The organism is Bacteroides ndongoniae (genome assembly GCF_900108345.1).
GTDB lineage: Bacteria > Bacteroidota > Bacteroidia > Bacteroidales > Bacteroidaceae > Bacteroides > Bacteroides ndongoniae.
The window spans coordinates 712,017-724,601 of sequence record NZ_FNVV01000013.1 but is presented as its reverse complement, the minus strand read 5'-3'; the positions used below and the strand labels follow the sequence as shown (position 1 = coordinate 724,601).

Annotated in this window: 12 protein-coding genes; all 12 read right to left on the bottom strand. The window is 54.4% G+C overall.

The genetic code is table 11. The annotated features are described in order from the left end of the window. Positions 1–35 precede the first annotated feature (35 nt). From BQ5591_RS21550 to BQ5591_RS07270, 12 genes are read right to left on the bottom strand one after another with little or no spacing between them, the layout of a single operon-like run. On the bottom strand, positions 36–212 hold the full coding sequence (locus BQ5591_RS21550) for a hypothetical protein (protein ID WP_007219676.1): 177 nt from the start codon (positions 210–212) through the stop codon (positions 36–38). An 11-nt stretch (positions 213–223) separates the two neighbouring features. Beyond that, entirely contained in the window at positions 224–1,771 is a 1,548-nt protein-coding gene (locus BQ5591_RS07320) for a glucosaminidase domain-containing protein (RefSeq protein ID WP_004294392.1), read from the bottom strand. A gap of 4 nt (positions 1,772–1,775) precedes the next feature. After that, the gene (locus BQ5591_RS07315) at positions 1,776–4,112 is read right to left on the bottom strand and encodes a zincin-like metallopeptidase domain-containing protein (protein WP_004294393.1); all 2,337 of its coding nucleotides are present in this window, start codon (positions 4,110–4,112) and stop codon (positions 1,776–1,778) included. A gap of 27 nt (positions 4,113–4,139) precedes the next feature. After that, on the bottom strand, positions 4,140–5,945 hold the full coding sequence (locus BQ5591_RS07310; protein ID WP_004294394.1) for a hypothetical protein: 1,806 nt from the start codon (positions 5,943–5,945) through the stop codon (positions 4,140–4,142). A 15-nt stretch (positions 5,946–5,960) separates the two neighbouring features. Further along, the gene (locus BQ5591_RS07305) at positions 5,961–6,245 is read right to left on the bottom strand and encodes a hypothetical protein (protein ID WP_029429260.1); all 285 of its coding nucleotides are present in this window, start codon (positions 6,243–6,245) and stop codon (positions 5,961–5,963) included. Positions 6,246–6,268: 23 nt separating this feature from the next. Next, positions 6,269–7,099, bottom strand: coding sequence for a M23 family metallopeptidase (locus tag BQ5591_RS07300; RefSeq protein WP_004294396.1), 831 nt, complete (start codon positions 7,097–7,099; stop codon positions 6,269–6,271). Positions 7,100–7,124: 25 nt separating this feature from the next. Further along, entirely contained in the window at positions 7,125–7,790 is a 666-nt protein-coding gene (locus BQ5591_RS07295) for a hypothetical protein (RefSeq protein ID WP_004294397.1), read from the bottom strand. A 14-nt stretch (positions 7,791–7,804) separates the two neighbouring features. Continuing rightward, a complete protein-coding gene (locus BQ5591_RS07290) occupies positions 7,805–8,488 on the bottom strand; it encodes a hypothetical protein (protein WP_004294398.1) in 684 nt (227 codons plus the stop codon). A gap of 28 nt (positions 8,489–8,516) precedes the next feature. Continuing rightward, positions 8,517–9,212, bottom strand: a complete 696-nt coding sequence (locus tag BQ5591_RS07285) for a hypothetical protein (RefSeq protein WP_007219674.1) — start codon at positions 9,210–9,212, stop codon at positions 8,517–8,519. Then, on the bottom strand, positions 9,193–9,690 hold the full coding sequence (locus tag BQ5591_RS07280) for a PH domain-containing protein (protein ID WP_004294400.1): 498 nt from the start codon (positions 9,688–9,690) through the stop codon (positions 9,193–9,195). Before BQ5591_RS07280 ends, BQ5591_RS07285 begins: the two co-directional genes overlap by 20 nt. Next, positions 9,687–11,090 carry a toprim domain-containing protein gene (locus BQ5591_RS07275; RefSeq protein WP_004294401.1) on the bottom strand — a complete coding sequence of 468 codons (1,404 nt, stop codon included), beginning with the start codon at positions 11,088–11,090 and terminating at the stop codon, positions 9,687–9,689. The genes BQ5591_RS07280 and BQ5591_RS07275 overlap by 4 nt, the downstream gene beginning before the upstream one ends. 41 nt (positions 11,091–11,131) lie before the next feature. Continuing rightward, complete coding sequence (locus tag BQ5591_RS07270) at positions 11,132–12,580, bottom strand: toprim domain-containing protein (protein WP_004294402.1); 1,449 nt, start codon at positions 12,578–12,580, stop codon at positions 11,132–11,134. Between the last annotated feature and the right edge of the window lie 5 nt (positions 12,581–12,585).

Genomic DNA, 12,585 nt, shown 5'->3' with positions numbered 1-12,585 from the left:
AGGTATCTTGAAGTTGAACATGCTGAAACCGTTTCCTAATCGGGTGCACGTATTCTCATGTAGATAATCCAGCCGGCAATACCCAGTTGAATGCCCACGATGACAAACGTCGCCGTCCAACCGAAGAGTCGGGAACAGAACAGGATATGCAGGGCGCAGGCGGACAACCCGGACAAATACCCGCAAAGTCGTATCATCACGCGTTTTATCATGACTTTTGGGATTATCTTTTCAGGTTTTCCGATTGTGCCCGTTGTTCGGACATTCCCCGTTCAAAGTTCTGCGAAACCGCCTCCGAGAGGATGATCGTGTTCAGCGTTCCGGTCACACGCAGTCGTTTGGCTTCTTCCGAAAGAGAACCGTCATTAAGCGTCACCGACAGGCGGCTTAACTCGGCAGAGGTCAGTTCTCGCGATACTTGGACGCTTCCGTTGTCCACTTGCAGGACAGCCCGCCCGTTTTCCCCGACCACGAGGTCGCAGGTTTTCATGCCCGGCAGCAGCGTTTTCAGGTCGATACGCCGGCTGTCCATCGCCTCGGAAATGGCCGCCTTTTGTTCTTCCTCGTTCTTGCTGTCGATTTGCGTCGCCAGCAACATCAGAGAGGTAAAAGCGGTCATGGCCATCTCCACGATAGGGTCGCTACACCCTGACAGTCCCACGCCACTGTCCTCCGAGGAGAGCAGTTTTTTCATCCATGCGTCGGGCGAAAAGTCTTTGCCAGCGACATTTCCTTCTGTTCCCTTATATCGGGCGAGCAGGTCGTTTCCGTTATGCAGCACCTGTTGTTTGATGTGACCCTTTTGGGCGATTTCAGCCAGATAAGCCGCCGGATCGACGTCCCGCTGTGTCCCGTCCGCATAAATCTGTTTGACGCCGAAGTGCAGATGTTCTCCCGTTGTTCGTGTTCCTGTGTTGCCGGATCGACCGAGCTTCTGGCCCGCCTGTACCATATCGCCTGCCTTTACGGAAATTTCGCCAAGGTGCATGTAGGTACATTGTACCTTACTGCCGTCCGGACGGGTGTATTCCACTGTCAGTGACTTGCCGCCGGGCGTATTATTTTTGCCATTGACAGCAATGACCTTTCCATCTTTCTCCGTGGCCAAGACTGCATCGCCGTCGCACCGGATGTCGATACCCTTGTGCATACGCTCCTTGCCGTCTGTCGGATCTTGCCGCATACCGAACGGTGAGGTGACGAATAGAAATTCTTTCCGTTCCACCGGAAACGAATACTCCGCCGCATTTCCGGCTTCCCGGAGCGGGTTCTCTTCCAAACCGAACCGTTTTCCCTGCGCTTCCATCTCCTGCATGACCTGACGGTCGTACTTTTGCAGCCCGTTCTGCTCGATGATACGTTGCAGGCTGTCGGCATAATGCCCGCCCGTGGCATAGCCCGCCTTTTCGAGGCCCTGCGTCCAGCCCTTGTAGTCGTCGGGAGAAAGCGAGAAACAGCGGGCATAGCGGCTGTTCTCTTTCAGGAAGCGTGAGTGGTGCTCATACGAATCGCCCACGCTGTCATAACTGCAGAACTTCTCGTTCGGCTTGTCATCGGAATACAGGCCGTACCGGCCACCCCCGGCAATCCATTCGGGCGTGGCCTTGATACCGAAGTGGTTGTTCTCATTCTGCGCCAGACGGCTCTGTCCGTTGGAACTTTCCAGTATGCCCTGTGCCAGCGTCACGGAGGCCGGAATGCCGTATCGCCGCATCTGTTCCATCGCATAGTCTGCGTATTGTCTTGTATATTCTTGATTCTTGTTTGCCATATTTCTACCTCCTCATGGTTGGACGTTGTTCGTTCTCGTTCTCTTCGTCGGTTGTTTCTGCAGGCCCGTTTTGCTGTGCCTTAGACATACCGTCACAATCCATCACGTATGCCCGTAGCGCATGAATTTGCTGCCTTGTTTCCTCATTGTCATGCTCGAATACCAATATGATTTTATTTGCATCATACGGAACGCGTTCTTTGCTCGGAGGCAGGTTCAGTTCGTTCGCAATGGTCTCCGCATCATACATGGAAGCGTAATAATTGTTCCCATGTTTGAAAAGGACAACCGCTTCCGGTTGTTCCTCTTTGATTTGCTCGTACTTACCATACATTTGTTCCGGTATATCTTTTATGGACAACTCTTTTAGGGATGAACCGGTTTTTTGGGCTTCTCCATCGGCTTGTTTCGAGTTCTTGTCTTTATCCTGTTGTTGGGTATCTTCTTCTTGTCTCTTTCCGGCAGTCACTTCCTGCGTCTGTCCTTTACGCAGCACATCGGCAAATAGCGTGGCCGCCAGATGGCATTTGTATTTGGCACGGTCCTCCGCCACCCACATGCGTTGCCATTGTTGCCGGGTGACGCTTCGGGGTTGTAATTTCTTTCCGTCAATGGTCGCCACGCACAGAGTCCCTTCTTGTTTGGTCTTGAACACGGACACGCGCTGAATCCGGTTCAGGTCAATGTCCTGCGCCCCGCTGCTGAACAGGTCCACTTTCAGGTCGGGTTGTGTTTCCGCCAGCGCATAATACTTGTGCGCCAGCTCCATGCGTACATTTTCGATATTGTCCATCGACTGTTTGAGTGTGGAGAAGAAGCGGTTCAGGTCGTCCTTGTCGGGATAGATACTGTACCCGCTCTGATGTTCGGGCTTCAGATACAGCGCCCAGCGGTTCTTGTCGTCCTGAATCATCTGTACTTGGTCGAAGCCGATTTCGTCCGCCCGTTTGACCGCGGGCGTTATGTCCAGTGTGGAGAGCATTTCCAGCGCCCAGTTTTTCAGCCGGGCCAGTGAGATCTGTTTTTGGGCGAAATAAGTATCATCGGGCCTGTACCCCCATGTGCCGTCAGGATTGAAGAAACGCACGTTTTCGATCCCTTCCCTTCGCAAAGCCCTGCCGATACGGGCCTTGTTCATGCCCGGCACTTCATTGTCCACTTCCGGCGACGCACCGGCAGGGAGTATCACGTCCGCCGATTTCGAGGACGGGTCGATGACGATGACAATGGTCCTGTCCTCCTTGTTCGGGTGTTTCCGGATCTCGTCGGCTACATAGAAATGCTTGGGTAGCTGCTCCTGCATGTCCGAGGTCTGCCGGCGGTTGCGCATCGTGGCATATTCGATTTTCTCGCCCCGTTCTGCCTTATGGATTACTTCGAGGGCGTTGTTCACGTCGCCTTCGAGGGCATCCATCAGGTTGGGGTTCTCCTTGAGTTCCCGGTTCCAGTAGTCCACCAGTTCAAGGCTTTTGTCGGACAGACGGGCGGGCAGCCCCAATTCCAGCATTTTGATTCCCGAAGCCACCTCCACGATTAGCCGTTCCTGTTTGAGGGCATCTTCCGAGGGACCCATGCCGTTTTTCATCACCATGCCTTCACGGGCCAGCCGTTGCTGGTGTCCTGTGGCACTTACGATTTGCCGCAGTGCCTCCTGTACATAATCGTTGTAGTGTCCGAAATCCCGTTGGCGCGGCATATAGACCGCATCGCGATCTGTCTCGTAATGGGGCATTCCGCTTCCGTCCGAACGCACGGGCACGAGATTATCCCTCATTTTCAGCAGGAAATCGTTGAAACGGATATGCAATCGCCGTTCGTCGGCCTCGGAATATCCCCGTTCCACGGCACTGCCGTCTTTCAGCAATACCATATCGTATTCCTCCTTATCCACGTAAGGCAGTGTCGTTTGGTCGATATTGAAGAGCGTGCGGATCTCCCGGTTATGTATGCCCTTGTACTGTTTCTGCACCTCCTCGTCCAGTTTCAAATAGGCATCCCGGCTGATGATGTCCTCCGGGTTGTTGCGATGGACGTACTTGTTCCAGTTGTAGAACAGGAACGGGACTCCCTGCTCGTGCTCGCGTACCGATGTGCCACGTGCCTTGGCATCGCTGTAAAGGGTGAACAGGTTGGTCTTGCACCCGTTCCGGTCCGAATGCAGTGCCATGAACAACCCGTTGAACGGGCTGACGGCGACGCCGCGCGGATAGAATTTCGGAAAGCCCTTGCCTGCGGCGTTGAGCCAGTGTCCTCCGGCATTCGACGCTTCGTTCAAAGCCGTGGAAAGCAACTCTATCTGTCGCTCCTCGGCATTCTTTTCTATTTGCGATTTCTCTTTCATACTCCAATTTTTTTGTCGGTTACGGGATTACTGGATGCCTCGCGTCCGCACGATGGTCTCCTGTTGTCCGTTGTCGTAATTCTGCGAAGCCATCTGGCGGAGACGGTCGCTTTGGACGAGCACGGCATTGGCCAGCGTGTTCAGCGGCAAGGCACCGGCACGGTAGGCGTCCGCCACCGTGGAATTAAGCTGCACCGTGCAGGGCACGTGGTCTATCGTGGCAATAAGGGTATTGCCTTGCAGTACCGGATTCACAATACGTGGATTGAGCGGCTCATCGGGATAGCGTCTGTACTGCACCTTTTTGTCGGTCGTGGCCACATTTCCGTTTCTCTCCGTCCTTTCTTTTCCCAGTGCCTCATGTCCCGCCTTGTTCAGCAGGTTCGCACCACCCAAGCCGATAAGCAACATCTTCAGCATCGGATTCTTGACGAATATGCCCGCCACGATACTCGCTATCGGCAGCAGGTTTTCTTTCAGTCCCAGCGATTGCGTCTTGCCTGTGAATATACCCAATAGCATGTCTGGCAGCATGGCCAACACACTGCCCGGATTACTCATGACTTCGCTGAAACCTTCCAGTCCGAGGAAACGGGTCAGCCCATCCCAACCGTTCTCGTTGGTCTGTATGGTCTGCGGTTCTTGCCCGGACGGCTCTTCCCGTATCGTTTTCTCGGTGGAGACTGTGGAAACCTGCACTTCTTTCGCCTCTTTTTCCCTCTGTTCGGATTCCTGACCGGCTTGTTCCGCTTCGGTATTCCCTCTTTCCAAGTCTTGCAGATAGGCTTCCTCCTGTCCGGGAGCGACCACCAACGGCACATCTTTATACCGTTCCGCCCGCTTCCGTTCTTCCCCGGCAGTTTCTTCCCGCCACGGCATATTTATACTGTCTGTTTTCCACCAATCCATAAAATCGAATGTTATAATCGGTATCTTTTTCTGTAACTCTCCGTTGGCTTCGGACAAGAGTGTGTTCTCTTTGGGTGGAATCGCCGCTGCTTCCTTACGGAATCCCTCGAACACATTGCTTTCGCTGCCGAACACCCCCTTGCTGATACACTCCTCCGCAGAGAGCGTCTGTGTCTCTTCTGCCCCGAAGTGATCGGCAACGGCCGAGATGGCTGTATCCGCTCCGATGAACCGTGCGAAGCTTGCCCATGAACCTGCACCGCCCAGCATGACGGTATCGGCTGAAGCCCCCAACACCCAACCTGCGCCTTTCTCCAACTTGCTCGGACGATAAGCGGCCTCTCCGCGCTTCTCTATCTCTTCGGCCAGCGGCGAGCGGCTTAACGCCTGCGGCAACCCCAACAGACTTGATTCAGCCGCTTTGCGGATGATGTAGTCCGCCGAGGACTTGGGCATACGTTCCTTTACCAGATGGTCTATCATCAGTTGCTCCACGCGGTAGTCCACGAAGGCGTAGGCGAGGTCGCAGCCCAATTCCTGCGACAGTTCATCGTAACGCTTGCGTCCGACTTCCAGCACGACGGTATCGCGCCACTCGCCGGCCATGTAGGCGAGATCGTGCTGTATTTCCTCCGACGAGAGAATCCGTTCCTTGCACATCCCGATGTAGTCTTCGGTTGTCTTGGAGTTCCATTCTCCTGTTACCTTGAGTGTTTGGTACGGGTCGGAGAGCGGTTGGCCCGCCGACGCCATCATGCCGAGTATGCCGCTTATGGAAGTCGAATACTTCTTCATTTCCTCGCCCTGCTTCTCGGTCAGGTAGGTTTGCGTCTGCGTCATGACGGGGACGAGATGATAGCGGAAATAACTGCCCATGAGAGTCTCTATTTCCGCAAACCTCCTGCTATGTTTGATTTCGTCCATATAATCAATATCTTTCTATATCATGTTTATCTGTTTCAGCAGTTGTTCCTTCGTTTGTTCGATGGCGTTGTGGTACACTTCCATTTGCTTGGGGAAAAACTCTTCGAGCCATGCATCTTTTTCGATACGGTCTTGAATGAAGCGTACCGCCTGTTCCCGTTCGATTTCCACCGAGGCTTCCCCTTCTTCCCGGTTGTTGAACCATGCTTTCGTCCACCAGCGGACTCCGGCGCGGTCGGGATAGACGGAGACGATCCTCGATATGTCGAAGCTCTGGATGTCGATGTCCAGCTCCGCCAGCGGGTCGATGAGTCCGCAGCCCGCTACAGCTTCGTCATGAAGTTTTTTTTTACCTCGCCGCCCATTGTGGAGAGGTACACCTCATGCCGCAGGGCAAGGTAGTTCAGGAAATCCGCTATCAGTAGGTTCTGAACTTTGCTGGCAAGCGGCATGGCTTTGCGCCCCAGTCCGAGGGGATTGGCTATGCTCGGCATCTGCTCGTAGAAATACTCTTTCATCGCTCCCATCGTGAAGATGTGGCGTAGCGACTGTTCCGTATGTGCGGGCACCGTGTACGCTCCCCGCTGCAAATCCTCCATGTAAAGCGGCAGAAAGCGGAGCATCAGCTCTTCTATTTCCCTTTGGTCCTTCTCGTAGTCGTTTGTTACCCCAGTTTCCGTATCGTAAAAACCTGCCGGGCCGTTGCCGTCGGTTTCCTGCAAAGCCTTGATGTTGCCGTACAACATGGTCAGGAACTCTATCGGGTTCAGCTCCTCGCCCTTGAATTTGACTTCTATATGCAGCCGTTCACCGCTCAAAGCCACCGTTTGTCCGGCTTCCACCCGCTGTCCGAATTGGGCGAACACATTCGACAGATGACCGTATGTCACCTCGTACCCGCCGTAACGGACTGTCTGGCAAATGCCGTGTACCGGGTCGTTTCCCACGCCCGACACGATGCCGCTGGCCACAGCCGACAGCATGTAGCACCGCGCTTTGAAGTCTATCCCGTGATGAAAGAACTTTTCTCCCGTTGTCGGGTGTACCTGCTCACCGTAACCGAGCGACAGTTCCACGTCTTTTCCCCGCGGCTCTTCGAACGGCATACAGTAGCCGCTGTCCGAGTGCAGGATCATTTCTTCCGTATATTTCATTGTGATATATATTTTTTATGTGTTCCTACCTTCTCATTCCTCCGCTTTGCGCTTGTTCCTCCGGAGAGAGTGTCGGCGTCTGTGTCCTCGATACCGTTTCCGAGGGAACCGTGCGGACAACGCCCGCATTGTTACCGATAAGCATCATGCCCAGAAACAGACCGGCGATTTTACCCAGCCAGCCGGAACGTCCGAACACGAGGTACGCCGCCGCAATCAGTCCTGCAATGTTCAATCCCGACACATTGCCTCCTCCGAGGTTTCGCAAAAAGCCGCTGAGCATGTTGAACAACCCACCGCCGGAGGCTTCCCGCAGGAAGTTCGATACCCCGTTCAGTTTCGAGTCCGCGCCTCCCACAGCCTCGCCTATGGCAGAGACCGTCTCTCCGGCTTTGTCTTTCAGTTCCTTCATGTCTTCGGTCGTACCTGCAAGGGCATCCGTGGCGGATTTGCCAACTACGGCCTCACTGACGATCCGTGCGACACTTTTGTCGGTGGTCAGTTTTTCCCAGCCCACATAGCCGACGGCAGCTCCGGCGGTAGCCGTCTTGACCGCCTGCCCGGCTCCCCGAAGGGTCTGCGAGGGATGCAGTACCGCATGACCGGCACTTTTCCCCGTCGCATTGGCGGCCTTGCCCATGCCTTTCATGGCCTTTCCGCCGTATTTCAATATCGTATCCCAAGCTCCCATATTTTTATTCTTTTTTAGGGTCTAACATTTCTTCCATTTTGCCGCCATCGTCTTTGGGCGGCTTTCACGATGTCGTACTTGTCTGCGACAGGGCGTGCGCCCTCGTCGATTTCCCGCCAGATGTCGCCCATCGTGGTATATTTCACGGCTTTGGTCAGCCGTTGCAGCGTCCGGTTCATCGACCGGAGTTTCGGGCGTATGCCGAACACGATCTCCATACGTTCCCTTTCCGTCATCTTGTTGTCCGACAGGCAGGCCGTGCGGATGTCGTTCACAATCTCCACGCTGTTCAATATCATCTCCCGATAAATCTGGTTGCGCCGCGTGGAGAGGGCAACGGCCAATGCGTTGGTCGAATGTCTGCTCAATTGTTTGGTGAAGTCGCCCATGTTGTCTGTAAGCTGCGATATTTCATGGTAGAAACCGTAAATCTGAGCCGCATAGCAGACAATCGAGCGGAACGAGTTCAGGTAATTGTTGAACTCCCGTTGCAAGTCCGTCGTGCCTTCCACTTCTTCCTTCGTCCACACATGCCCTGTAGTTTGCATCAGCATGACCTTCTCTTGGTTTTTCAGTTCCTTCTCGGCCTTGTTGGTATAAACCAGAATCATTCCCGCAAGGGTCGCATCGTTCTGCGCCTGTACCTTCGAGATACCGGCGCACAGCAACAGAATCCATATCGAGATTATCCGCTTCATCGTTCTTCGTTTTTTATTTCCCTTCTTTTCAACGGGCGATGGCTGCCGCCCTGCGCCAGCGGGACATGGCCAGACGGGCCACCTCGCCGTTGCTGCGATCTATCATACCCGCCGTTATGTTGTTCCACACGTCGTTCAGGGTATAATAGCGCAGGCTCAAATAGAGCAGATGCAGTTTCCGGCTGAATGCCGCAAGCTGATCGTTCAACGCCCACAGGGTTTTGCTCCGTTCCGCCCCCGTGAGCATGTTTTCCGTTCCGCCTTTGGCCACGGCATCGTTCAGCAACGTGAACACGGAAACCAGTTCCGTCGCCGTCTCGATATAGAGGTTGTTCATGTTCATGCTGGCAACGATACCCTGCGGATTGTTCCGTATCGCGTTACCCAATTTTCCCAGTGTGAGGAAAATCCGCACGCCGTCATTATAGAGGTGCGTGCAGGCTTTCAGTGACGAGGCATAGCCGCTCGCCGTCTTGAGATAGCTGTTGTACTGTTTCTCCCACTCGTGTATGCGGTTGAACTCTGCTGCGATACTGTTTTGCATCAGGGCAGTCTGCGTCTGTCCTTTGATTTGTTTATCTATCTGGCCGTTAATCAATTCATTGCCCTCGGCCAACGCCGCCCATTCCAGCGGGTTTGAGGCAGCAATCTGCGCCTTGGCCAGTTGCGGAAGCAGACCGACAAATACAACACACACCCATATACTAATGATTCGTAATCTCATAGATTCCCTTTTTTCGTTTATTGATTTCCACACGTTCACGGATAATCGCCACGATGTCGTCCCTACGCCGTATGCCGATAAGGTCGAGCCTTGGCGTGTTCCGGTCCATTGAGAGAATGCGAACCGTCTTTAACCCGCAAATCTGTTGCAGGAGGCTCTGGTGTTCTTGAAAGTCCACGATACGGTACAGTTCCATGTAGTCCACCCTGCGTATGAAAATGCCGTGTTCGCTGACAAGCTGTTCTTCGCCGACCCTGTAACGTATCCGACGCAGGTAGATGAAGCGATACAGCAGCACGATGAGCAGAAATAAGGAAACGACTCTCGCCATACTACTCAATGGCAGACCTTCCATGCCGCCGTGCACCAGCCCCGCCATGCACACGAACATCAGCGGCAGTTCGTCTATGACGAATTGCCCGGCGTGCGGCCGCAGGATGACGTTCCGGCTGTCTTGTATGGGATGCAGTGCGCTCATCGGCGAAAATGGGTCTGCCGCTCCTGTCCGGCTTTTTCTTCCGGCTCCTGCTCCTGTCCCTGTCCGACGGATGCTTCCTGCTGCTTCCGTTCGGCCAGAAGCTGTCCGTTCCAGCTCGTATAGCGATAGTCCGGCTCTTTACGGGTAATGGCGACGTCGTGTTCCTTGTCGATACCGAGGAACTCCCGCAGTTTCACCCGGAACTCCCGGTAGCATTTGTTCATCCTGTTTATCTGGTCCTGTACGTCTTCCGGGGCGCACAGCCTGCTCGAGCTCATCGAAAAGGCTTCATCCCGCTCGGCATCGAACTCTATGCAGCTCTCTTGCAGACCGCCCTTGGGCAGCAGATAAAATTCCCCTCCGTCCAGATCGTCGCCGTCCGGTATGGAATCGAGGTACGGTTTCCGTTCGGGTGTTACCTCGATGGCCTCACGTATCGTGCGGTATATCTCCTTTTGCAGACTTCTGGCAAGCACGCTTCCCGTATGGTCGTTGTCGAAACAGATATGCTGCCGGGCGGGGATTGTCTGCTCCAGCACGCCCCGCATCTGTTTCTCGGTCAGGTCACCGCCCGTCGAAATGAAGACCGCCTTTCGCAACTCTTGGTTTTGCGCCCGATGAAGCTGGTAAAAGGCCATCGCGTCGTAGGCGCTCCCGAACCAGTAGATATGTTTGGCCTCGGCAAGAGGCGTTCTGGCAGGGCTGGCGATCCATAGCCCTTCGTCCGTATTGCTGCCTTCTGCCATGCCTTTGTAGCTGTCTTGTCCGTCCAAGCGGGCGCGTCCGCACTCCTCGAAGCCTACGATTCTGTCCGTATTTTGGGGTAACGCCATCGGGAAAGCGAGGCAGATGTCCCTATGCCCGTCTTCGCAGTGTCGGGTTGCCAGACAGAAATCCCGGTAAAAGGCGTGCTGCGTGCCGAGGTCAATACCGCGGTGCTTGAAATAGGGGGCGAATTTCTTCTGCACTTCCCGGTCCTTCGGGTCGAACTTCTGAATGTCGTATTCCGTTATGTCGAACGGTCGGATCTCCCGTTGGGGCTGTACGATCGGCACCTCGTATTCCTCTTCGACGGGTATGTTCAGCAGACGGCTGCATACGAGGTCCACCAACTGGTTCAGGTCCATTCCCTCATAATATTCCGCGAATAACGTCGGGTGCTCCTTGATGAACGAAACGACGTTGTATTCTTTCTGCTGGGGTGGTTGGCAACAGCACTTCCCATGCTGTGTGATGACGAACTTGTCGCCCCGGATACGCTTTCCCTCGTTGTCCGTGCGGATAAACGAGGAGAGACGCAGACCGAAGCGTCGGTTCTGGCGGTAGCCGGCATCGAGCAGTATATCCCGTATGTCAATCCTTTGCAAAAAATCGTCCTGTGTAAGTTCCTTGTCATTCATTGTTTTCTCTTTTATTGTTTCATGTGGGGTGTGCCGTGTTGTCATCGGTGGAAACGTACTTGCCGTTCCTGTTCGGGTTCTTCTCTTCTGGCCGGCTCTTCGTGAACTGATTCTTGCAGCTTGGCCTTTGCCAAGAGCTGTTCGTTCCAGTCCTTATAGCCTTTTTCAGCGGGCTCGTACACAATAAGGCCGGTGCCGTCCTCGCCGGGAGCGGGAAGATTACGGATCGCATCCTCTATGGCCATGATATTTTGTCTCATGCCCTCCAGCGTTTCCTCACTGGCCGAACCCTCGGCAAGAGCCATCTCGTACTCATCTTGGCACACCATGCTCATCTCCTGCAAATATCCGTCGCCGATTGTCCGATAGTCAAGCGTACCATCTTCCCGATAGATTTCTTTGGGACGTAAAAGCGTGCCGACTATCCTGTGAAAGTCGAAGGGTTCGAGTTTTATTTCGTAGTTCTGGTTCTCCTCGCCGCTGATACGGACCTGCAGTTTGTCGTCTTTCGTCACGTTGCTGGTGAATGTCTTGCCCGCATGGGTGAGCGCGAAGTTGATGGCGAAGATCTGCCCGGCACGGTCCCCGTCGAAGCAGAGATGGTGGTAAGCGTGTGGAGTGGCCTCTGTCATGGCTTTGAACTGTTGCTGGCTCGGTGCTCCGCCGGTAGAGACGAACACTCCCTTTCTAAGTTCCTTGTCCCATTTCTGGTTAAGCTGGTAATAAGCCATTGCGTCGTAGGCACTCTCGAACCAATAGATACGCTTGGCTTCCGCAAGTGGGGTCTTGGCAGGGCTGGCAATCCACAGCCCCTCGCTCGAATTGCTGCCCTCGGCCTTGCCTTTGTAGCTGCCGCTTCCGTTCATTCTTGCACGTCCCCGTTCTTCGAAGCCCACGACCGTACCGTCGCCTTTGGGCAAGGTCAGCGGAAAAGCGAGATTGGTGTATGCCGCACCGTCCTCACGATGTTTCGTCGCCAGACAGAAGTGGCGGTGGAAGGCATATTGCGTGTAGAGGTCGATACCCCGGCTCTTGAAATAAGGATAGAACTTCTTCTGTGTCTCCCGGTCCTGCGGGTTGAACTTGTGGATGTCGTAGTTCGCGATGTCGAACGGGCGGATGTCCCGCTTGGGCTGGATAATCCATGTTGTCCGGTCCTCGATGGGATGGTTCAGCAGCCGGTTGCACACGAGGTTCACCAGCCGGTCGGGAGACATGCCCACACGATATTCAGCGAAAAACTGCGGGTGCTCCTTGATGAACGAGATGATGTTATAGACTTTCTGCTGCTGGGCTTGGAAACAGCATTTTCCCTGTTGCGTCACGATGAACTTGTCGCCGCGGATACGCCGCCCATCGCTGTCCAGACGGACATACGAGGGATAACGCAGGCCGTCGCGCCGGTTCAGGTGGTAGCCTGCGTCAATCAGCACATCCTGAATGTTCAGCCTTTGCAGGAAGTCGTCGTAGGTTAGGTCTCCTTCTCTCATAGTTG

Coding starts and splice junctions, on each gene's coding strand:
- BQ5591_RS07270 (WP_004294402.1), bottom strand. CDS start 12,580: ATGAGAGAAGGAGACCTAACCTACGACGACTTCCTGCAAAGGCTGAAC.
- BQ5591_RS07315 (WP_004294393.1), bottom strand. CDS start 4,112: ATGAAAGAGAAATCGCAAATAGAAAAGAATGCCGAGGAGCGACAGATA.
- BQ5591_RS07285 (WP_007219674.1), bottom strand. CDS start 9,212: ATGAGATTACGAATCATTAGTATATGGGTGTGTGTTGTATTTGTCGGT.
- BQ5591_RS21550 (WP_007219676.1), bottom strand. CDS start 212: ATGATAAAACGCGTGATGATACGACTTTGCGGGTATTTGTCCGGGTTG.
- BQ5591_RS07280 (WP_004294400.1), bottom strand. CDS start 9,690: ATGAGCGCACTGCATCCCATACAAGACAGCCGGAACGTCATCCTGCGG.
- BQ5591_RS07300 (WP_004294396.1), bottom strand. CDS start 7,099: ATGAAATATACGGAAGAAATGATCCTGCACTCGGACAGCGGCTACTGT.
- BQ5591_RS07320 (WP_004294392.1), bottom strand. CDS start 1,771: ATGGCAAACAAGAATCAAGAATATACAAGACAATACGCAGACTATGCG.
- BQ5591_RS07290 (WP_004294398.1), bottom strand. CDS start 8,488: ATGAAGCGGATAATCTCGATATGGATTCTGTTGCTGTGCGCCGGTATC.
- BQ5591_RS07310 (WP_004294394.1), bottom strand. CDS start 5,945: ATGGACGAAATCAAACATAGCAGGAGGTTTGCGGAAATAGAGACTCTC.
- BQ5591_RS07295 (WP_004294397.1), bottom strand. CDS start 7,790: ATGGGAGCTTGGGATACGATATTGAAATACGGCGGAAAGGCCATGAAA.
- BQ5591_RS07275 (WP_004294401.1), bottom strand. CDS start 11,090: ATGAATGACAAGGAACTTACACAGGACGATTTTTTGCAAAGGATTGAC.